The organism is Pseudomonas fluorescens Q2-87 (assembly GCF_000281895.1).
Taxonomy (GTDB): Bacteria; Pseudomonadota; Gammaproteobacteria; order Pseudomonadales; family Pseudomonadaceae; genus Aquipseudomonas; species Aquipseudomonas fluorescens_S.
In genome coordinates this window covers 4,706,769-4,728,087 of the sequence record NZ_CM001558.1, presented here as the reverse complement: position 1 = coordinate 4,728,087, position 21,319 = coordinate 4,706,769, and the positions used below count along the sequence as shown (strand labels likewise).

Annotated in this window: 17 protein-coding genes; 11 read left to right on the top strand and 6 right to left on the bottom strand. The window is 61.4% G+C overall.

Annotated elements, in window-relative coordinates; all coding sequences use genetic code 11:
• Nucleotides 1-94: 94 nt before the first annotated feature.
• The 5 genes from PFLQ2_RS07080 to gap all read right to left on the bottom strand — a co-directional run bounded on the left by PFLQ2_RS07080 (nt 95) and on the right by gap (nt 6,174).
• The gene (locus tag PFLQ2_RS07080) at nt 95-685 is read right to left on the bottom strand and encodes a biliverdin-producing heme oxygenase (RefSeq protein ID WP_003184631.1); all 591 of its coding nucleotides are present in this window, start codon (nt 683-685) and stop codon (nt 95-97) included.
• Between the two features lie 46 nt (nt 686-731).
• Nucleotides 732-3,326 (bottom strand): TonB-dependent receptor, encoded by a 2,595-nt coding sequence (locus PFLQ2_RS07085; protein WP_003184629.1) that lies wholly within the window; start codon nt 3,324-3,326, stop codon nt 732-734.
• Nucleotides 3,327-3,445: 119 nt separating this feature from the next.
• Nucleotides 3,446-4,351: a FecR family protein gene (locus tag PFLQ2_RS07090; RefSeq protein ID WP_088021819.1), complete on the bottom strand. Its 906-nt coding sequence runs from the start codon at nt 4,349-4,351 to the stop codon at nt 3,446-3,448.
• 96 nt (nt 4,352-4,447) lie between these two features.
• Nucleotides 4,448-4,972: an RNA polymerase sigma factor gene (locus tag PFLQ2_RS07095; RefSeq protein ID WP_003184625.1), complete on the bottom strand. Its 525-nt coding sequence runs from the start codon at nt 4,970-4,972 to the stop codon at nt 4,448-4,450.
• A gap of 200 nt (nt 4,973-5,172) precedes the next feature.
• A complete protein-coding gene (gene gap, locus PFLQ2_RS07100; RefSeq protein ID WP_003184623.1) occupies nt 5,173-6,174 on the bottom strand; it encodes a type I glyceraldehyde-3-phosphate dehydrogenase in 1,002 nt (333 codons plus the stop codon).
• Nucleotides 6,175-6,406: 232 nt separating this feature from the next.
• Between gap and edd the strand changes: the two genes are divergently transcribed.
• The 11 genes from edd (at nt 6,407) to PFLQ2_RS07155 (ending at nt 20,166) form a co-directional block, all read left to right on the top strand.
• On the top strand, nt 6,407-8,233 hold the full coding sequence (gene edd, locus PFLQ2_RS07105; RefSeq protein ID WP_003184621.1) for a phosphogluconate dehydratase: 1,827 nt from the start codon (nt 6,407-6,409) through the stop codon (nt 8,231-8,233).
• A complete protein-coding gene (locus tag PFLQ2_RS07110; protein ID WP_003184619.1) occupies nt 8,230-9,189 on the top strand; it encodes a glucokinase in 960 nt (319 codons plus the stop codon). Before edd ends, PFLQ2_RS07110 begins: the two co-directional genes overlap by 4 nt.
• A 181-nt stretch (nt 9,190-9,370) precedes the next feature.
• Entirely contained in the window at nt 9,371-10,102 is a 732-nt protein-coding gene (locus tag PFLQ2_RS07115; RefSeq protein ID WP_003184616.1) for a response regulator, read from the top strand.
• Nucleotides 10,092-11,561 (top strand): ATP-binding protein, encoded by a 1,470-nt coding sequence (locus PFLQ2_RS07120; RefSeq protein ID WP_033046227.1) that lies wholly within the window; start codon nt 10,092-10,094, stop codon nt 11,559-11,561. Before PFLQ2_RS07115 ends, PFLQ2_RS07120 begins: the two co-directional genes overlap by 11 nt.
• 238 nt (nt 11,562-11,799) lie before the next feature.
• On the top strand, nt 11,800-13,059 hold the full coding sequence (locus PFLQ2_RS07125; RefSeq protein ID WP_003184612.1) for an AGE family epimerase/isomerase: 1,260 nt from the start codon (nt 11,800-11,802) through the stop codon (nt 13,057-13,059).
• Nucleotides 13,060-13,175: 116 nt separating this feature from the next.
• Nucleotides 13,176-14,477 carry an ABC transporter substrate-binding protein gene (locus PFLQ2_RS07130; RefSeq protein ID WP_003184610.1) on the top strand — a complete coding sequence of 434 codons (1,302 nt, stop codon included), beginning with the start codon at nt 13,176-13,178 and terminating at the stop codon, nt 14,475-14,477.
• Between the two features lie 154 nt (nt 14,478-14,631).
• Nucleotides 14,632-15,540: a carbohydrate ABC transporter permease gene (locus PFLQ2_RS07135; RefSeq protein WP_003184608.1), complete on the top strand. Its 909-nt coding sequence runs from the start codon at nt 14,632-14,634 to the stop codon at nt 15,538-15,540.
• Nucleotides 15,533-16,378: a carbohydrate ABC transporter permease gene (locus tag PFLQ2_RS07140; protein WP_003184606.1), complete on the top strand. Its 846-nt coding sequence runs from the start codon at nt 15,533-15,535 to the stop codon at nt 16,376-16,378. The genes PFLQ2_RS07135 and PFLQ2_RS07140 overlap by 8 nt, the downstream gene beginning before the upstream one ends.
• Nucleotides 16,379-16,380: 2 nt before the next feature.
• On the top strand, nt 16,381-17,541 hold the full coding sequence (locus PFLQ2_RS07145; RefSeq protein WP_003184605.1) for an ABC transporter ATP-binding protein: 1,161 nt from the start codon (nt 16,381-16,383) through the stop codon (nt 17,539-17,541).
• 197 nt (nt 17,542-17,738) lie between these two features.
• A complete protein-coding gene (locus PFLQ2_RS07150) occupies nt 17,739-19,085 on the top strand; it encodes a carbohydrate porin (protein WP_003184603.1) in 1,347 nt (448 codons plus the stop codon).
• A gap of 226 nt (nt 19,086-19,311) precedes the next feature.
• Nucleotides 19,312-20,166 (top strand): D-hexose-6-phosphate mutarotase, encoded by an 855-nt coding sequence (locus tag PFLQ2_RS07155; RefSeq protein WP_003184601.1) that lies wholly within the window; start codon nt 19,312-19,314, stop codon nt 20,164-20,166.
• Between the two features lie 139 nt (nt 20,167-20,305).
• Here the strand turns inward: PFLQ2_RS07155 and PFLQ2_RS07160 are convergent, their stop codons facing one another.
• On the bottom strand, nt 20,306-21,166 hold the full coding sequence (locus PFLQ2_RS07160; RefSeq protein ID WP_172680625.1) for a MurR/RpiR family transcriptional regulator: 861 nt from the start codon (nt 21,164-21,166) through the stop codon (nt 20,306-20,308).
• Nucleotides 21,167-21,319: the final 153 nt, after the last annotated feature.

The following is a 21,319-nucleotide window of genomic DNA, read 5'->3' as shown; positions in this document are numbered from 1 at the left end:
GAAAGCCCTCCAAAACCAGAGAGCGAGCATAGACCAAAAAAACGTGGCTGCCGTCATCGCAAGCAAGCTCGCTCCCGCAGGGAATGGTGGCGTTTCAGGCAAGCTCTGCTGTGTAAGCGTGTTCCAACAGCACCGTAAAGCGGTTGAACGCTGCCAGCGCGCCTTTGTCTGCCTCGGCTTCTTGCTGTTCGGTAAAGGCCAAGCCGTCGAGCGTGCGGGTGAAGGTTTTCCAGCCTTCGGCGCGCCCGCCCGCGGGTTCCGCCAGGTGCCGGGCGCCGAAGGTTTCGCTCAGCCCCAGGGCCGCGGCTCGCTTGATCAAAAACGCGGCGCCGAGCTTGGAGCCTTCGCCGACGAATAGCCAGCCGAGGGCTTCGGCTTGGGTCGGATTGTTCACCGCGCCAGCCACCGGCGCGGGGACTTCGGTGTCCAGGTCCGCGAGGTCGGCCTTGGCTGCTTCGGCCCGGCAGCGGGCCGGCAGGTCAGGGATCAAGGCGCATAGCCCTGGGTCGTTGTATAAAGCCACCAGTTCCGACTGGAACAGGTACTGGGCAACGACGAAACGGGCGAAGCTGGCCGGGGTTTCGAACGGGGCGTGGGCCTTGACCAGCGCGTCGAGCCTGCTGTGGGGCTCGTGGGTGATCTGGTTCAGGCGTTGGGACCGTAAAGCGGGATGGTGTGGGGTCATGAAAAATTCCTTTGAGTTCAGAACGTGGGGAAACCCGGCGGCTGGATCAGATATCCCAGATCAGATTGACGGCGAAGTTGCGCCCTGGCGCAGTCAGGCGGTCAAGGTTGGCGGGGCTCAGCACGGCAGCTTCGCCGACGCTGTCGTAGCCGCGCACGTCGTCCCATAGCCAATATTTTTTATCGGTGAGGTTGTAGAGGCCGCCGCTGACGGTGATGTCGGAAGTCACTTTGTAGAAACCGGTCAGGTCGAGAATGCCGAAGCCTGGAGTCTTGAACTGGCTGCTGACGCCGTCCGGAGACTTGAAGTTGCTGTCGTCGACGCGATCCTTTTGCTTGACCAGGGTCCAGCTGAGCAACGTGCCGTAGTGGTCTTGGTCGTACCCGAGGCCAAACACACCGGTCAGCGGGTTAATGCTGTTGAGCGGTTCGCCGGTATCGTTGTTGCGACCGTAGGCGTAGGCCACGGTGCCTTGGGTATACAAGCCCTTCGGCGCGCCCAGCACGTCCAGGTCCAGCCGTCCGCGAACCTCGGCGCCCTGGATGGTGGCGTGCTTGATGTTATTGCTCTGGAAGGTCAACTGGTCGGCGCCGGGCGTAATGGCGTCTTCGTTGATGAAATCGCGGTACTTGTTGTAGAACACCGCGACATCGAACGAGCCAGCGTCGAAACGCCCACGCAAGCCGGTCTCATAGCTTTTGCTTTTTTCCGGTTCCAGGTCCGGGTTGGGTCTGACGCTATACCCCACACCGGCATTGTCGAAACGGCCATACAAGGCCTTGGCGGTTGGGGTGCGGAAACCTTCGGCGTACTGGCCGTACCAGGTGTATTCCTCCGTCAGGGCGTATGTCAGGCCGAACTTGGGCGAGACGCGATGCCAGGTTTTGTTTTCATCGCTGACGTCACCGCCGGCGGTCGGGTCCACGGTCTTGAGGAATGCCTCGGTCAGATGCGGCTTGAGCTGGGTGTAGTCGTAGCGCAACGCGGGGGTGAACGTCCACTTGTCCCAATTGATCTGGTCCTGGGCGAACAGGCTGTAGGTATTGATGGTCGGGTCGGGGAAGTCGCTGGCCTTGGCCAGTACATCCGCTGTGCTGGTGGCACCCACGGCGGTGCAACCCCGGCCAACGGCCAGGCACACGCCATTGCCGCTGCGTGAGCCGGTGACTTTTTGTTGCTTGAGCGTCGTGCCGTAGGTCAGCACGTGATCGGTATCGGCGATGCGGAAGGCTTTGTCCAACTGCGTGTCGAAGACCCACTGCTTTTCTTCATAGAGGGTGTCCCGGGTGCGCAGGACCTGGCGGGTGATCGGGAAGTAGAACTCGGCGGTGCTCTGGTCGGTCTTGGCGACTTGGTGGTTCAGGCTCCACTTGAGGTGATCGGCCAGCAGGCTGTTCAGGGCGAAGCTGTGCTCCAGGCCAAAACGCTCACGGGTGATGGTGTCGTTGCCGGTGCGCCATTGGTACATGCCGCCGGGCAGCACCGAAACGGGAATGGCCGGTCGGCCGTTGGAGTAGGGCCCGCCATAGGCGCTTTTCAAGTCGGTATCGCGGTCGTCCTTGTACTTCTCATAGACCAGGCTCAGGCGCGCGTCATCGTTATAGTCCCAGCCGAGCTTGGCCAGCACATTACTGGCGCGCACGTCTTCCGGGTTGGCGGCGGTGCGGTCCAGGCCGGTGCCGTTATGGCTGCCATTGGATTCGGTTTCGTGGCCGTCGCGCTGGCTGTAGTGCAACAGGCCGTCGATCTGCCCGCTGCGGCCGGCAACGGTGGCGGACTTGAGCCAGCTCTCATCGGCGGAGCTGTAGCCTGTCTTCAAGCGGGCGCCTACGTCCTCGCCTGGCTTGATGATGTCGTCCGGATCGAGGGTGAAGTAGCTGACGACACCGCCAATGGCATTGCTGCCGTACAGCACCGAGGCCGGGCCGCGCAGGATTTCGACGCGCTTGATGATTTCCGGGTCGACGTAGTTGCGCTGGGTCTTGGCGTAGGGGCCGTTGAAGAAGCCATCGGGTATGGCTACGCCGTCGACCTGGGTCAGGATGCGGTTACCATCGATGCCACGAATATTGTAGCCGCTGATGCCGCCGCGCTGGCCCGCACCGCCCACCGAAACGCCGGGCTCGTAGCGCACCAGGTCCTTGAGGGTATTGACGTTGTTGCGGTCCAGTTCCTGGCGATCATGGACGGTGACCGTACTGGGTACGCCGGTGATGTCCTGTTCCTGGCGGGTGGCGCTGATGGTTACCTGCGGCAGGTTCAACACGTTGCCGGCGCTGCGTTTTTCCAGGACGACGCTGTTGTCGCTCAGCTTGCGGTAGCTCAGGTGGGTCCCCAGTAACAGGCGTTCCAGGGCCTTTTCGGGCGACAGCGAGCCATTGACCCCCGGCGAGGCGACGCCTTCTGCCAATTGCGCCGGCAGGCCGACTTGCCAGCCAGTGACGGTGGTGAAGGCGTTCAGGGCCGAAACCAAGGGTTGCTCGGCGATGGCGAAGGTGTAATCGCCCATGCTGCGTGCAGGTGGTTGTGCGGCGGTGGCGGCCAGGGCGGCCGGCGCGGTGCCGGCAATGAGGATCGCGGCGGTCAATAACGACAGCGTGCAAGCAGGGGCAAGGAACCGGCAAGAAAGGCGAGAGGACATCGATAGCGCTCCGTGTCGCATCTGTTATAGGTGCAGATTCGCGTCGGTAGATGCGAATCAATTGCATTGGCTATAACGAGACGAACCAGCGGAGCCTATCGAGTAAAAATAATGCTCATTTAGTTGAGAATCACCAGCGCCGGGAATTCCTGGAGACGTGCCGAGGTGATCTGGGCCAGGGAGCGGACCACGTCCAAGGGCTGGTCGAGGCGGTAGTTTCCAGTCACCGCGACACTGGCCAACTGTTCGTTGTTGTTGATGATCCAGCCGGGGTAATAACGTCGTAGCTCGGCCAGCACTTCGCCAAGCGGCCGGTTTTCGAACACCAATCGACCCTGGACCCAGGCCAGGTCGGCAGCGGCATCGAGTCGGGCGGGGCGGTCGAAACCGTTGGGGCCGATGCGGATGCTCTCCCCGGCTGACAGTCGGACATGGGCAGCGTTACGGTTGGCCCGCAGGTCCACGTCGCCACGCTGCACTTGGACCTGAGCCACGCCATTGAGGTAACGCACCGCGAACGTCGTGTCGCTGACGCTGGCCGTGACCGGGCCGGCATCGATTTCCAGCGGCAGGTTGCGATTGCCCGGCACCTCGAAAAGCGCCTCGCCTTTATACAGGCGGGCCACCTGCCGCTGGGCGTTGAACGTGCTGGAGAATGCCGAGTCGGTGTTAAGCAAGACCTGGGAGCCGTCCTCCAATTGCACCCGCTGGCGTTCACCGACCACCGTCAGGTGATCGGCCCGAAAGCGCAGGGGCAGGTCGCTGAAGTTGAACAGGCCGAGAAACAGCACGGCGGCGGTGGCCAGGGGTTTCCAGTGGGCACGCAGGCGTGACAGCGCGGTGACCTTGGGCGCGGCCTCCAGTTGACGGGCACTTTCCATCACTTGCGGTCCGTTCCAGATCGCCTGGGCCCGGGCGAACGCCTCGCCGTGGCGCGGATCGGCCGCCAGCCAGGCCTGGAACTGCTGCGTCTGCTCCGCGCTGGGGCTGTCCAGGACGATCAACCAATCCAGCGCCTGTTCCATGGCGTGGGCGGTTTCCGGCGCTGTGTCTGGTCGATGCTGGTTGTCCGTCACGGGAGTTCCTCGGAGTTGGCGATAAACGCGAGTGCAGCATGACGTCTAAAGATGACCGTCGCCGCTGCGGCCAGCCACGCCCACACAGATCGCCATAATCAGTTTCAGTTCCTTTTGCACCGTACTCAGGGACACGCCCAATCGCTGGGCGATGTGCTGATAGCTGTGGCCATGCAGGCGGCTGAGGATGAAAATCTGCCGCTGGCGTGGGCTCAAGGCTTGCAAGCTGACGTTCAGGCGTTCGAGCAATTGTTGGGCATGGGCCGCATCCTCGGCGCTGCTGTGGGGAGCCGCGATATTGTGGACGATCTCCTGGGGTACGTCGTCGAGCAGGGTTCGGGACTGGATACGGCGCGCGCGCAAATGGTCCAGCGCCAGGTTGCGAGCAGTCTGGAAGACGAAGGGTTCGAGATGCTCGATCGTACGCTCACCCAGTGCGCGGGTGACGCGCAGGTAGGTTTCCTGAAGCAGGTCTTCGGCGATGCTGGGGTTGCTGACCATTCGCTCGAGGGTGCGCAGCAGCGGCGTGCGCTGGGCGAGGAAGACATGATGAAAGCGCGATTGACTCACGGTAGGGCCCGATCCGGTTCGTGTAGATGATAATGCTTATCACCTACACGATGGGTCAAGCCTTGATTTCATTGCATCCTGTAACCCTGTGGGAGCGGGCTTGCCCGCGAAGACGGTGGGTCAGCTAACTCTCCGTCGACTGGCACTCCGCTTTCGCGAGCAAGCCCGCTCCCACAGAAAGCTCAAGGCTGCCGTGTCGGTTATTCCGCGTTACACAACGCCAGGCAGTTATCGAGCATGCGGTTGGAGAAGCCCCATTCGTTGTCATACCAGGCCAGTACCTTGAGCAGCTTGCCGCTGGCCTTGGTGTGGTTGGCGTCGAAGATCGACGACAGCGGGTTGTGGTTGAAGTCGCTGGAAACCAGCGGCAGGGTGTTATAGCCGAGGATCTTCGAATGCTGGCTGGCATGGCGCAGCAGTTCGTTGACTTCTTCGGCCGAGGCTTCGCGCTTGAGCTGTACGGTGAGGTCGACCAGGGACACGTTGATCACCGGCACGCGCACGGCCATGCCGGTCAGCTTGCCCGCCAGTTCCGGCAACACCAGGCCCACCGCTTCGGCGGCGCCGGTCTTGCTCGGGATCATGTTCTGGGTGGCCGAACGCGCGCGGTACGGGTCGCTGTGGTAGACGTCGGTCAGGTTCTGGTCGTTGGTGTAGGCGTGGATGGTGGTCATCAGGCCACTCTCGATGCCCAGCTCGCGATGCAGCACCTGGGCCACCGGGGCCAGGCAGTTGGTGGTGCACGAAGCATTGGAAATGATCTGGTGGGACTGGCGCAGGATGTCGTGGTTCACGCCATACACCACGGTGGCATCGGCACCCTTGGCCGGGGCCGAAATGATCACCTTGCGGGCACCGGCGCTGATATGCGCGGCGGCTTTGGCGCGATCGGTGAACAGGCCGGTGCATTCGAACACGACGTCGATCTTCTCGGCGGCCCAGGGCAGTTCGGCTGGGTTGCGGATGGCGCTGACCGAGATGCGATCGCCGTTGACCGTCAGGCTTTCGTGATCGTGCTGAACGTCGGCATCGAACGTGCCGTGAACGGTATCGAACTTGAGCAGATGGGCATTAATGGCACTGTCGCCCAGGTCGTTGATGGCGACGATCTGCAAGTCGCGACGGTAGCCTTGGGTATACAGTGCACGGAGGACGTTGCGGCCGATGCGGCCAAAACCATTGATTGCGATTCGAAGAGTCATTAACTGCGCCGCCGTCGATTTGTTGTTGGAATTACAAGATTATTCGCATAAAAATAGAAAACAAGCCTTTTTAGTGGCAATATTTTGTTTTATCTACAACGAGTGACCTGAATCAACTGGTCCGAGTGGTCAAGAAACCGTCTGTCGCCTGCCCTTGGCAGGTGTTCGCGACGGGCTTCTTGACCAGCATAGACAATCAGGTCGCCACACCCGCTAGCCTGGAGTTCTACACATGCATCCCCGCGTTCTTGAGGTCACCGAACGGCTTATCGCCCGCAGCCGCGCCACGCGCGAGGCTTACCTTGCATTGATTCGCGGTGCTGCCAGCGACGGCCCGATGCGCGGCAAGCTGCAGTGCGCCAACTTCGCCCACGGTGTGGCCGGCTGTAGCAGCGACGACAAGCAGCACCTGCGGATGATGAACGCCGCCAACATCGCCATCGTGTCCTCCTATAACGACATGCTCTCGGCCCACCAGCCCTACGAAACCTTTCCCGAGCAGATCAAGAGCGCCTTGCGCGAGATCGGCTCGGTCGGCCAGTTCGCCGGCGGCACGCCCGCGATGTGCGACGGCGTGACCCAGGGCGAGGCGGGCATGGAACTGAGCTTGCCGAGTCGCGAAGTGATCGCGTTGTCCACGGCGGTGGCGTTGTCCCACAACATGTTCGACGGTGCGCTGATGCTCGGCATCTGCGACAAGATTGTCCCGGGCCTGATGATGGGCGCGCTGCGCTTCGGTCACTTGCCGACGATCTTCGTACCCGGCGGGCCGATGGTCTCGGGTATTTCCAACAAGGAGAAAGCCGACGTTCGCCAGCGCTACGCCGAAGGCAAGGCCACCCGCGAAGAGCTGCTGGAATCGGAGATGAAGTCCTACCACAGCCCTGGCACCTGCACCTTCTACGGCACCGCCAACACCAACCAATTGCTGATGGAAGTGATGGGCTTGCACTTGCCGGGCGCTTCGTTCGTCAACCCGAACACCCCGTTGCGCGACGCCCTGACCCGCGAAGCGGCGTTCCAGGTCACGCGCCTGACCAAACAGAGCGGCAACTTCATGCCTATCGGCGAAATCGTCGATGAGCGGTCGCTGGTCAATTCCATCGTCGCGCTGCATGCCACGGGCGGTTCGACCAACCACACCCTGCACATGCCGGCCATCGCGATGGCGGCGGGCATCCAGTTGACCTGGCAGGACATGGCCGACCTCTCCGAAGTGGTGCCGACCCTGAGCCACGTCTATCCGAATGGCAAGGCCGACATCAACCACTTCCAGGCGGCGGGTGGCATGTCGTTCCTGATCCGTGAACTGCTCGAAGCCGGGTTGCTTCATGAAAACGTCAACACCGTGCTCGGTCACGGCCTGAGCCGCTACACCCAGGAGCCGTTCCTGGAGGAGGGCAAGCTGGTGTGGCGCGATGGCCCGATCGAAAGCCTCGATGAAAACATCCTGCGTCCGGTGGCCCGCGCGTTCTCGCCAGAGGGTGGGTTGCGAGTGATGGAAGGTAACCTGGGCCGTGGCGTGATGAAGGTTTCCGCGGTGGCGCTGGAGAATCAGGTTGTCGAAGCCCCGGCGATGGTTTTCCAGGATCAGCAGGACCTGGCCGATGCGTTCAAGGCCGGCCTGTTGGAGAAGGATTTTGTCGCGGTGATGCGCTTCCAAGGCCCGCGTTCCAACGGCATGCCGGAGCTGCACAAGATGACGCCGTTCCTCGGTGTGTTGCAGGACCGTGGCTTCAAAGTGGCATTGGTGACCGACGGGCGCATGTCGGGTGCGTCGGGGAAAATCCCGGCGGCCATTCATGTCAGCCCCGAAGCTTATGTCGGCGGCGCGTTGGCCCGGGTGCAGGAGGGCGATATCATTCGCGTCGACGGCGTCAAAGGCACTTTGGAACTGAAGGTGGACGCCGCGCAATTCGCCGCGCGCACGCCGGCCAAGGGCCTGTTGGGCAACAACATCGGCACCGGTCGCGAGCTGTTCGGTTTCATGCGCATGGCCTTCAGCTCGGCGGAGCAGGGCGCCAGCGCCTTTACTTCGGCCCTGGAGACGCTTAATTGAAATTGGCTTTGGTCGGTGACATCGGTGGGACCAACGCGCGTTTCGCGCTGTGGAAGAACCACAACCTGGAAAATATCCAGGTGCTGGCGACGGCGGATTACGCCTGCCCGGAAGATGCCATCAAGGTTTACCTGAGCGGCATGGGCATGGCGCCGGGGGCCATCGGCTCGGTGTGCCTGTCGGTGGCAGGCCCCGTGAGCGGTGATGAGTTTCGCTTCACCAACAATCACTGGCGCCTGAGCAACCTGGCGTTCTGTGAAATATTGCAGGTGGAGAAGCTGTTGCTGGTCAACGATTTCTCGGCCATGGCCCTGGGCATGACCCGTCTGCGTCCCGATGAATACCGGGTCGTGTGCGAAGGCACCCCCGAGCCCATGCGTCCGGCGGTGGTGATCGGGCCGGGCACCGGGTTGGGCGTCGGTACGCTGCTGGACCTGGGCGAAGGTCGTTTCGCGGCGTTGCCGGGGGAGGGCGGCCATGTCGACCTGCCGATGAGCAGCCCACGGGAAACCCAGCTGTGGCAGCACATCTACAACGAGATCGGCCATGTCAGCGCCGAAACCGCCTTGAGCGGCAGCGGCTTGCCTCGGGTGTACCGCGCCATTTGCGCGGTCGATGGCCATGCTCCAGTGCTCGATACCCCCGAATCCATCACCGCCGCGGGCCTGGCCGGCGACCCTATCGCCTTGGAAGTACTCGAACAGTTCTGCCGTTGGCTGGGGCGCGTGGCCGGCAACAATGTGCTGACGGTGGGAGGGCGCGGCGGTGTGTACATCGTCGGAGGGGTGATCCCACGGTTTGCCGAATTCTTCCTTGAAAGCGGTTTCGCTCGTTGCTTCGCCGACAAGGGCTGCATGAGCGATTACTTCAAGGGCATTCCGGTCTGGCTGGTAACGGCGCCCTATTCGGGCCTGATGGGCGCGGGTGTGGCGTTGGAGCAGTCTGCTCAATCTTGAAATTGAAATACGGACCCTGTGGGAGCGGGCTTGCTCGCGAAGGCGGTGTGTCATTCAACATTGTCGTTGCCTGACACTCCGCCTTCGCGAGCAAGCCCGCTCCCACAAAGGTTCTGTGGTGTTTGTACGGTCCAACCATCAGGCATAATCCGCCCCAACCCAAACAACAAGGACGAGGCCCGTGAGTTCAGTGAACAAATCGATTTTGTTGGTCGACGATGATCAGGAAATTCGCGAGCTGCTGGACACCTACCTCAGTCGCGCGGGTTTCCAGGTGCGTACCACCCCCGATGGCGCCGGGTTCCGCCAGGCGTTGAACGACGCTCCGAGCGACCTGGTGATTCTCGATGTGATGCTGCCGGATGAAGACGGCTTCAGCCTTTGCCGCTGGGTTCGCCAGCACCCGCGCCAGGCCCATGTGCCGATCATCATGCTCACCGCCAGCTCCGACGAGGCCGACCGGGTCATCGGCTTGGAACTGGGTGCCGACGACTACCTGGGCAAGCCGTTCAGCCCGCGTGAATTGCAGGCGCGCATCAAGGCTTTGCTGCGCCGGGCGCAATTCGGCCAGGAGCGCTCCGGCGGCGAAGTGCTGGCCTTCGATGAATGGCGACTGGACATGGTCAGTCACCGGTTGTTCCACACCGACGGCGAAGAGGTGATTCTCTCTGGCGCCGACTTTGCCCTGCTCAAGCTGTTCCTCGATCATCCCCAGGAAATCCTCGACCGCGACACCATCGGCAATGCCACCCGTGGTCGTGAACTGATGCCCCTGGACCGGATCGTCGACATGGCGGTCAGTCGCCTGCGCCAGCGCTTGCGCGACACCGACAAGCCGCCGCGGTTGATCCGTACGGTGCGCGGCAGCGGTTATCAACTGGCGGCCAGTGTGGTTGCCAGCAATGGTCACTGATTGGGTCAGGAAAGTCGCCCGGCGGGTGCCAGTGCCGCGTTCGTTGCTGGGTCGCATGCTGCTGCTGACTTTACTGGTGGTGCTGTTCGCCCAGACCCTTTCCAGCCTGATCTGGGTGTCGCAACTGCGCGCCACCCAGCTTGAGGGCCTGGTCACCAGCGCCCGCAGCCTGGCTCATTCGATGACCGCCAGCGTCAGCTACTTGCGGTCGTTGCCGGTGGCTTACCGGCCGTTGGTACTCGACCAATTGCGCAGCATGGGCGGTACGCGGTTTGTCGTCACGCTCAATGACAAGCCCCTGGGCATGGACGTGCTGCCGGTGACGCCACGCAAACTGGCGGTGCTCCAGGCGGTGGACGAAGTGCTGCGCCGGTCCTTGGGCCACAATGCCGACATTTCGGTGACATTCGTCAGCCCCGACGATCTGCGTATTTTCAACGCCGGGCTCAAGCTCGACGAACTGCCGCGCTCATGGGCGCACTATGCCTTGACCCTTGAACCGGTGAACCCGCCGGTGCTGGTCACGCAAATCCAAATGGCCCCCGGCGAATGGCTGTACATCGCCTCGTTGTTGCCGGAGCCCTATACCAGTCTCGAAGAGCAGGACCTGCCCAAGCAGCAGGTCGGCTTCATCGTGCTCACCAGCAGCTTGTTGCTGCTGTTCATCGGTTTGCTGGTCCACTGGCAGAGCCGGCCCCTCAAGCGGCTGGCCCGGGCGGCAAGGGATATGTCCCTGGGCGCCGAAGTGGAGCCCGTGGCCGAGGGCGGCGGCAGCGAAGTGGTGGAGGTGGGGCGGGCGTTCAACGCCATGCGCGAACGCATCAGCCGCTACCTGACCGAGCGCAGCCAATTGTTCAGCGCGATCTCCCATGACTTGCGCACGCCGATCACCCGGTTGCGCTTGCGGGTCGAGTTGTTGGAAGACGAAAACCTGCAAGCCAAGTTCGGCCGTGACCTGGACGAGCTGGAGTTGCTGGTCAAGGGCGCGCTGCAATGCGTGAAGGACACCGACATCCACGAAAACATCGAACCTGTGGACCTCAACCATGTGCTCGATTGCCTGGTCGAACCGTATCTGGCGCCCCACGGCAACGGTCGCGTGACCCAGGATGGCCGGGCATTGGCGCCGTATCCCGGCAAGCCGCTGGCGCTCAAGCGGTGCATCGGCAACCTGATCGACAACGCGTTGAAGTATGGGCAGAACGCCCACCTGCACATCGATGACGACGAAGCCGCGTTCATCCTGCACGTCGACGACGAAGGCCCGGGCGTGCCGGAACAGCGCTTGGAGCAGGTGTTCGAACCGCACTTTCGCCTGGCCGGGCAGCAGCAGGGCTACGGCTTGGGCCTGGGTATCGCCCGCAACATCGCCCACAGCCATGGCGGCGAAGTGAGCCTGCAAAACCTGCGCGAGGGTGGGTTGCGGGTGACGCTGCAATTGCCTCGCAGTGTGGAATAGCGCAACCGCGTTATCGTTCTTCGCGAGCAAGCCCGCTCCCACATTGGCCCTCATTGGATGCGGACAATGTGTTCGGCCCCTGTGGGAGCGGGCTTGCTCGCGAAGACGCCATCAGCCTCAACACATGTCTGAGGGGAATGTCACAAGCCTGTGACATAACTCGCCCCTTTCGTTACCTGCCTCCCGTCATCCCTTGTTTAGACTCCCTGCGTCAAAACAACAAAAAAGGTACCCAACGATGGACACCTTCCAACCGGCCTTCAGCAGTTGGCTGAATGCGCCTGCCCACCAGCAATGGCTTGCCACCGAAGGCTTGCGGTTGCTGGTGTTCGCCAAGGCGTCGAAGCTGCCGGACGGCTTTGGCAACCTGGATGAGCTGGGTCGTCTGCCGGCCGATGCCCGGGCCGAGACCATGAACACCGCGCGCATGACCCACAGCTTCGCCATGGCGCACATCCAGGGCCTGCCCGGTTTCGCCGAGTTGGTGGATCACGGCGTCCAGGCCCTCGGCGGTTCGCTGCGGGACGCTGAATTCGGCGGCTGGTTTGCCACGGCGCAACCCGATGAAGACGCCACCGGCAAAGCCGCCTACCTGCACGCATTTGTCGCCCTGGCCGCCAGTTCCGCAGTGGTGGCCCAGCGTCCTGGCGCCCAGGCATTGCTGGACGAGGCGGTGCGGATCATCGACACGCATTTCTGGAGCGAGGAAGAGGGCGCCCTGCGTGAATCCTTCAACCGCGACTGGAGCGAGGAAGAGGCCTATCGCGGCGCCAACAGCAACATGCACGCCACCGAAGCCTTCCTGGCCCTGGCCGATGCCACGGACGACACGCGTTGGCTGGTCCGTGCGCTGCGCATTGTCGAGCGGGTGATCCACGATCACGCCGCCGCCAACGATTACCTGGTTGTTGAGCATTTCGACCGCCACTGGCAGCCGCTGCGCGAGTACAACCACGATAATCCCGCCGATGGTTTCCGCCCGTACGGCACCACCCCCGGCCATGGTTTCGAGTGGGCACGGCTGTTGCTGCACCTCGAAGCCGCGCGAGTCCAGATTGGCATGCTGACCCCCGGCTGGTTGGCCCAGGATGCGCAAAAACTCTTCGACCAGAACTGCCGTCACGGCTGGAACGTCGATGGCGCGCCCGGCATTGTCTACACGCTGGACTGGGACAATCGCGCGGTGGTTCGCCATCGCCTGCATTGGGTCCATTGCGAAGCGGCCGCTGCTGCCAGTGCCTTGCTCAAGCGCACCGATGAGGCGAAGTACGAAGCCTGGTACCGACAATTCTGGGAGTTCTGCGACAAGCATTTCATCGACCGTTGCGATGGCAGCTGGCATCACGAACTCGATCCGCAAAATCGCCCGAGCGCCGATATCTGGGCGGGCAAGCCGGACCTGTACCACGCCTGGCAGGCGGTCTTGATTCCGCGCCTGCCCCTGGCACCGAGCATGGCGTCAGCCCTGGCGCGGTTGTCCAGGCCTTCGCCTGTGTAACCATGTCGTGACATTTGCACGTCCCTTCGTTACCTGTGAAGGGATTCCCTCTGATTAGAATCCATGCAGCGCAAGCACCAGACTTGCATGCATAACAACAAGAAAGGTAATTCTAGATGAATGCGATTTCTCGCCTCGCTACTGTCATTTCTCTTGCTTCCCTGCTTCCCGTCGCTGCGTTCCCTGTCACCACCCTTGCCGCCGAATCCAAAGGTTCCGTGGAAGTCGTTCACTGGTGGACGTCGGGTGGCGAAAAAGCCGCGGTCGATGTGCTCAAGGCCCAAGTGGAGAAAGACGGCTTTACCTGGAAAGACGGCGCTGTCGCCGGCGGTGGCGGTTCTACCGCGATGACCGTGCTCAAGAGCCGCGCCGTGGCCGGCAACCCACCGGGTGTCGCCCAGATCAAAGGCCCCGACATCCAGGAATGGGCGTCTACCGGCCTGCTCGATACCGACATCCTGAAAGACGTCGCCAAGGCCGAAAAGTGGGACAGCCTGCTCGACAAGAAAGTCTCCGATACCGTGAAGTACGACGGTGACTACGTCGCCGTGCCGGTGAACATTCACCGCGTCAACTGGCTGTGGATCAACCCGGAAGTCTTCAAGAAAGCCGGCATCACCAAGAACCCAACCACCCTGGAAGAATTCTACGCTGCTGGCGACAAGCTCAAGGCGGCGGGCTTCATTCCGCTCGCCCACGGTGGCCAGCCTTGGCAGGACAGCACCGTGTTCGAAGCCGTGGTGCTCTCGGTCATGGGGGCTGATGGCTACAAGAAAGCCCTGGTCGACCTGGACAGCAAGGCGCTGACCGGTCCGGAAATGGTCAAGGCGCTGACCGAGCTGAAAAAAGTCGCGACCTACATGGACGCCGACGGCAAGGGCCAGGACTGGAACCTGGAAGCGGCCAAGGTTATCAACGGCAAGGCCGGCATGCAGATCATGGGTGACTGGGCCAAGAGCGAATGGACCGCCGCCAAGAAAGTCGCTGGCAAGGACTACGAATGCGTAGCCTTCCCGGGCACCGACAAGGCCTTCACCTACAACATCGACTCCCTGGCGGTGTTCAAGCAGAAGGATAAAGGTACTGCGGCCGGCCAGCAGGACATCGCCAAGGTCGTGCTGGGTGAGAACTTCCAGAAAGTCTTCAGCATCAACAAAGGCTCGATCCCGGTTCGCAACGACATGCTGGCCGACATGGGCAAGTACGGTTTCGATTCCTGTGCCCAGACCGCGGCCAAGGACTTCCTGACGGACGCCAAGTCCGGCGGCCTGCAGCCGAGCATGGCGCACAACATGGCAACCACGCTGGCGGTCCAGGGTGCGTTCTTCGACGTAGTGACCAACTACATCAACGACCCGAAAGCCGACCCGGCTGATGCCGCCAAGAAACTCGGCGCTGCGGTGCAGTCGGCCAAATAATCGTTAGCAACGCAGGCCCCCTGGGGGAGCGGGCTTGCTCGCGAAGGCGTCGTGTCAGTTGATACATCTATTGCCTGACACATCGCTTTCGCGAGCAAGCCCGCTCCCACAGGGAATGCCCTTGTAATCATTACCCTTTGTACTGGATTTCCCCATGAGTTCTGTTGCTGTGTTCAGCAAGGCCTCGCCGTTCGATGCACTGCAACGCTGGCTGCCAAAACTGGTGCTGGCGCCGAGCATGTTCATCGTCCTGGTGGGCTTCTACGGCTATATCTTGTGGACGTTCGTTCTGTCGTTCACCACTTCGACGTTCTTGCCGACCTACAAATGGGCGGGGCTGGCGCAATACGCACGGCTGATGGACAACGACCGCTGGTGGGTGGCGAGCAAGAACCTGGCGCTGTTCGGCGGCATGTTCATCGGCATCACCCTGGTGATCGGCGTACTGCTGGCGGTGTTTCTTGACCAGCGTATTCGTCGCGAAGGTTTCATCCGCACCATTTACCTGTATCCGATGGCGCTCTCGATGATCGTCACCGGTACCGCCTGGAAATGGCTGCTCAACCCAGGCATGGGCCTGGACAAATTGTTGCGTGACTGGGGCTGGGAAGGCTTCCGCCTGGATTGGCTGATCGACCCGGACCGTGTGGTTTATTGCTTGGTGATTGCGGCGGTATGGCAAGCCTCGGGTTTCATCATGGCGATGTTTCTCGCTGGCCTGCGGGGTGTCGATCAATCGATCATTCGTGCCGCGCAGATTGATGGCGCAAGCATGCCGCGTATCTACTGGAAAGTGGTGCTGCCAAGCCTGCGTCCAGTGTTCTTCAGCGCAGTGATGATCCTGGCGCACATCGCCATCAAGAGTTTCGACCTGGTGGCGGCGATGACAGCCGGCGGCCCGGGTTACTCCTCCGACCTGCCCGCCATGTTCATGTATTCCTTCACCTTCAGTCGCGGCCAGATGGGCATGGGCTCGGCCAGCGCAATCCTGATGCTCGGTGCGATTCTCGCAATCATCGTGCCTTACCTGTACTCCGAGCTGAGGACCAAGCGTAATGACTAGTCTCGCTGCCAAACCTCCCATCAGCCTGAGTCGCATCGCGATCTACGCGGTGCTGATCCTCGCCGTATTGCTTTACCTGGTGCCGCTGGTGGTCATGCTGTTGACCAGCTTCAAGACCCCGGAAGACATCAACACCGGTAACCTGCTGAGCTGGCCGACCGTGGTCACCGGCATCGGCTGGGTCAAGGCCTGGGCCACGGTCGACGGCTACTTCTGGAACTCGATCAAGATCACCGTCCCGGCGGTGCTCATCTCCACCGCCATTGGCGCATTGAACGGCTACGTGTTGTCGATGTGGCGTTTTCGCGGTTCGCAGCTGTTCTTCGGTCTGTTGCTGTTCGGTTGCTTCCTGCCGTTCCAGACCGTGCTGCTGCCGGCCTCGTTCACCCTCGGCAAGATGGGCCTGGCCAGTACCACCACCGGCCTGGTGTTCGTGCACGTGGTCTACGGCCTGGCGTTCACCACGCTGTTCTTCCGTAACTACTACGTCAGCATTCCCGATGCGCTGGTGAAGGCGGCGCGGCTGGATGGCGCGGGTTTCTTCACCATTTTCCGGCGGATCATCCTGCCGATGTCGACGCCGATCATCATGGTTTGCCTGATCTGGCAGTTCACGCAGATCTGGAACGACTTCCTGTTCGGCGTGGTGTTTTCCAGCGGTGATTCGCAGCCCATCACGGTGGCGCTGAACAACTTGGTCAATACCAGTACCGGGGCCAAGGAATACAACGTTGATATGGCGGCGGCGATGATCGCCGGGCTGCCGACCCTGCTGGTCTATGTGGTAGCAGGCAAGTATTTCGTGCGCGGCCTGACGGCCGGCGCAGTCAAGGGGTAATCATGGCAACGCTCGAACTTCGCAATGTAAACAAGACCTACGGTGCCGGCCTGCCGGACACCCTGAAGAACATCGAGTTATCGATCAAGGACGGTGAGTTCCTGATCCTCGTCGGACCTTCGGGCTGCGGCAAGTCGACGCTGATGAACTGCATCGCCGGGCTAGAGACCATCACCGGCGGCGCGATCATGATCGGTGACCAGGATGTCAGCGGCATGAGCCCCAAGGATCGCGACATCGCCATGGTGTTCCAGTCCTACGCGCTGTACCCGACCATGAGCGTGCGCGAGAACATCGAGTTCGGCCTGAAGATCCGCAAGATGAGCCAGGCCGCCATCGACGAAGAAGTCACTCGCGTGGCCAAGCTGTTGCAGATCGAGCACCTGCTCAACCGCAAGCCTGGCCAGCTTTCTGGTGGCCAGCAACAGCGCGTGGCCATGGGCCGGGCGCTGGCGCGGCGGCCGAAGATCTACCTGTTCGACGAACCGCTGTCCAACCTCGACGCCAAGCTGCGGGTCGAGATGCGCACCGAAATGAAACTGATGCACCAGCGCCTGAAGACCACCACGGTCTACGTGACCCACGACCAGATTGAAGCGATGACCCTGGGCGATAAAGTGGCGGTGATGAAGGATGGGATCATCCAGCAGTTCGGCACGCCAAAGGACATCTACACCAACCCGGCCAACCTGTTCGTGGCGAGTTTCATCGGCTCTCCACCGATGAACTTCATCCCGCTGCGCCTGCAACGCAAGGACGGTCGCCTATTGGCGTTGCTCGACAGCGGTCAGGCCCGTTGCGAGTTGCCGCTGGGCATGCAGGACGCCGGCCTTGAGGACCGCGAAGTGATCCTTGGCATGCGCCCCGAGCAGATCGTGCTGGCGGGCAGCGAGCCCAATGGCCTGCCGACCATTCGCGCCGAAGTCCAGGTCACCGAGCCTACCGGGCCGGACACCCTGGTGTTCGTCAACCTCAACGACACCAAGGTCTGCTGTCGCTTGGCGCCGGACGTCGCGCCGCAAGCCGGCGAAACCCTGACGCTGCAATTCGATCCATCGAAAGTGCTGCTGTTCGACGCCCAGTCCGGCGAGCGCCTGGGCGTGGCGGGTCAGCCGCAAGCCGAAGGCCGGGCGGCGAATGTCGCGCAGTTCAAAGGTCGGTGAGGAACAAATGTGGGAGCGAGCTTGCTCGCGAAGACGGTGTGTCATTTAACGTTTGCGGCGACTGACACACCGCTTTCGCGAGCAAGCCCGCTCCCACAGGGAGTATGCGGTGGGTGGGGGACCACCCGCCGCAATCGTTGTAAACCGCGTTAGATAAAAACAGTTAATAACAATAAATTAAAGACGAGGATGTAGGGATGAAGAAGAAAAACAACGCCCAGCTAATCTGCCAGTTATCAGCCGTTGCGGCGATGATGCTGGCCGGTAGCGCACACGCTGCCGACGCTTTCAGCGCCGATTCGCAGTGGATGACGGGTGACTGGGGTGGCGAGCGGACCAAGCTGATCGAGCAGGGTATCGACATCAAGGCCGACTACGTCGGTGAAGTCGGCGGCAACCTGCACGGTGGCTACAACAACGACAAGACGGCACGTTACTCCGACCAATTTGGTCTGGGCGTGGCGCTGGACCTGCAAAAATTGTGGGGTTGGGATAACACCCAGGCCAAGATCCAGCTCACCAATCGTAACGGTGAAAACATCTCCAACGACCGGGTCGGCGATCCGCGTGCAGGTACCTTGAGTTCTTCCCAGGAAGTCTATGGCCGTGGCCACATGGTCCGTCTGACCCAGTTGTGGATCAAGCACCAGTTCCTCGACGGCAAGCTGGACGTCAAGGCCGGTTACTTCGGCGAAGGCGAAGACTTCAACACCTTCCCTTGCGAGTTCCAGAACCTGGCGTTCTGCGGCTCCCAAGTGGGTAACTGGGCCACCGGTATCTGGTACAACTGGCCAGTCATGCAGGCCGCGATCCGCGTGAAGTACAACATCACGCCTGAGTTTTACGCGCAGATCGGTGCGTACAACCAGAACCCATCGCAGCTGGAGCACGGCAACGGCTTCAAGCTCAGCGGCAGCGGCACCAAGGGCACCGTCATTCCAGTCGAACTGGTCTGGTCGCCGAAGGTCAACAACCTGCCGGGCGAATACCGTGTCGGTTACTACAAAAGCACGGCCGATGCCAATGACGTGCGTGAAGATGACAACGGTGACGATGCGGCAACCACCCAAAACGCCTACCGCAGCCACAACAGCAAGCACGGCTACTGGTTCGTTGCGCAACAACAACTCACCACGCACAACGGCGATGCTTCGCGCGGCCTGAACATCGCAGCCAACGCGACCTTCCACGACAAGGACACCAACATTGTCGACAACTACCAGTCGCTGATGCTGGTGTACAAAGGCCCATTCGATGCGCGTCCAAAAGATGACATCGGCATCGGCGCCTCCCGCATCCATGTCAACGACGACGTCAAGAAAAACGCCGAGCTGACCAATTTGGCCAATGGCGTCACCGACTACAACGATCCACTGTTCGCGCCGCTGCGTAGCACTGAGTACAACTACGAACTCAACTATGGGATCCACGTCACCAACTGGCTGACCGTGCGTCCGAACCTGCAGTACATCACTCACCCAGGCGGTGTGGATGAAGTCGACAACGCACTGGTGGCCGGCCTGAAAATTCAGTCGGTGTTCTAAACGTTGTTGCGATAAGCTCCTCTCTATGTGCGCATATTTGCGGACGGCCAAGGCTGTCCGCTTTTTTTTGGGGAGCAGGTTTGGTTGGATGCTGGACTCGTGGCGAGGGAGCTTGCTCCCGCTGGGTTGCGAAGCGACCCCAAAGCCATTCACTGCGGTGCGTCAGCCAGACTGTATTTGCCCCGTTTACGACAGCGCAATTCAATGATTTCCAGGACCGCGGCCCATGCATGAGCACCCACTGCAACGCTTCTTCAGATCCTTGCGCGAGCGCCCGGTGTTTGCCTGGGAGCGCTATCAGCAGCGTGACGTGTTGGTGATCGATCATCCCCTGTGCCAGGCGGTGTTCAGTCGCCAGGGGGCGCAATTGCTGCACTTCCAACCGCGCGACCAGAAACCCTGGTTGTGGTGCGCGGCCAAATGGCCGCAAGTCGGCGCAATACGCGGCGGTGTGCCGGTGTGCTGGCCGTGGTATGGCCGTCACCCCAGTGAAAATGCCTGGCCATCCCACGGATGGGCGCGCTTGATCGACTGGAAACTGCTCGACAGCCAAAGCGATGATGACGGCGTGCATTTGCACTGGCGCTTGCAACTGTGTGACTGGCAGGTGGACCTGCATGCAGACCTGGGCGAGCGCATGGAATTACGCTTGAGCACCGAGCATCAAGACCGCTTGCCTTGCCAGTTGAGCCAGGCTTTGCATGCCTACTGGCGTATCGGTGATGTTGGTGAGATAGCGCTGTCTGGGCTCGAAGGTGCGCGAGGTTACGATCAATTGAGCCGTGCGGTTTGCCAGCAGGAAGGCGAGTTGCGGGTCGAGGGTGGTTGCCAGCGGGTGTTTCAACATGAGGGAGAATTGCAGCTCAAGGATCATGCCTGGCAGCGCGAATTGTGCATCGACACCGGCGACAGCGCCGACACCGTGGTGTGGCATCCCGGTGCCCGGCCATTGTTGGGAGTGAGTTGGGATGAGGTGTCGGAGTTCGTCTGCGTCGAAGCGGCCAGTGGCGGCACCGACAGCCTGTGCCTGGCGCCGGGGGAGCGGGCGCATTTGAGCTTGCAGGCGCGGGCGGGGGCTTGATCCGGGGTTTGGGTGAGGCTATTGGCCTCATCGCGAGCAGGCTCGCTCCCACGGGGTTTTTGTGAACGCCGAAGATCCAATGTGGGAGCGAGCTTGCTCGCGATGACGGCCTGTCAGGCAACAAAGCACTCAGGCCCGATCAGTTGAACTCATCTCCCACCGGATATCGGCTGGCATTCAGGCTTTCCTTGATCTTGCGCAGATGCGGCTGGAAGTCCACGCCCCGGCGCAACGTCATGCCAGTGGCGAGCACATCGAGCACGGTGAGCTGGATGATCCGCGAGGTCATCGGCATATAGATGTCAGTGTCTTCGGGCAGCGGAATGTTCAGGCTCAGGGTGCTGGCCTTGGCGAGCGGCGAGCCTTCGGCGGTCAAGCCCAGCACCGAGGCGCCGTTTTCCCGGGCGATGCGCGCCACTTCCACCAACTCGCGGGTCCGTCCGGTGTAGGAAATGATCACGAACAGCTCACCGGTGTGTGCCACCGACGCGATCATGCGCTGCATCAGCACATCGGCGTGGGCGGTCACCGCCAGGTTGAAGCGGAAAAACTTGTGTTGGGCATCCAGCGCCACCGGGGCGGAGGCGCCGAGGCCGAAGAAGTGGATCTGCCGGGCCTGGATCAACAAATCCACGGCGCGACTGATCAAATTTGGATCAAGGGCCTGACAGGCGCTGTCCAATGAGGCGATGGCACTGCCAAAGATTTTACGGGTATAGGCTTCGGGGTTGTCGTCGGCCTCCACTGCGCGGCTGACGTAAGCGGCGCCGCTGGCCAGGCTCTGGGCCAGTTGCAGCTTGAGCTCCGGGTAACCGCTGACGCCGAATGAACGGCAGAAACGGTTGACCGTAGGCTCGCTGACCGAGGCGGCCTGGGCGAGGGCGGCGATGCTGAAGCGGGTGGCCTGCTGTGGGTTGTGCAGGATGATTTCGGCCACCTTGCGTTCTGCCTTGTTCAGGTCTTCAAGGCGACTCTGGATCTGTTCGAGTAAATTTCGCACGCGGTCCATACAAGATTCCTAGAAAGACGGGCCTTTGATACGACCCTTTGCGGTGGCCTATCCTACTGATGGCTCCGACAGACCACCACTCGGAATCAGATTTTTCGAGAAATGTTGTAGTTATTACTACATTTTTCCTTGAGTGATGCCTTG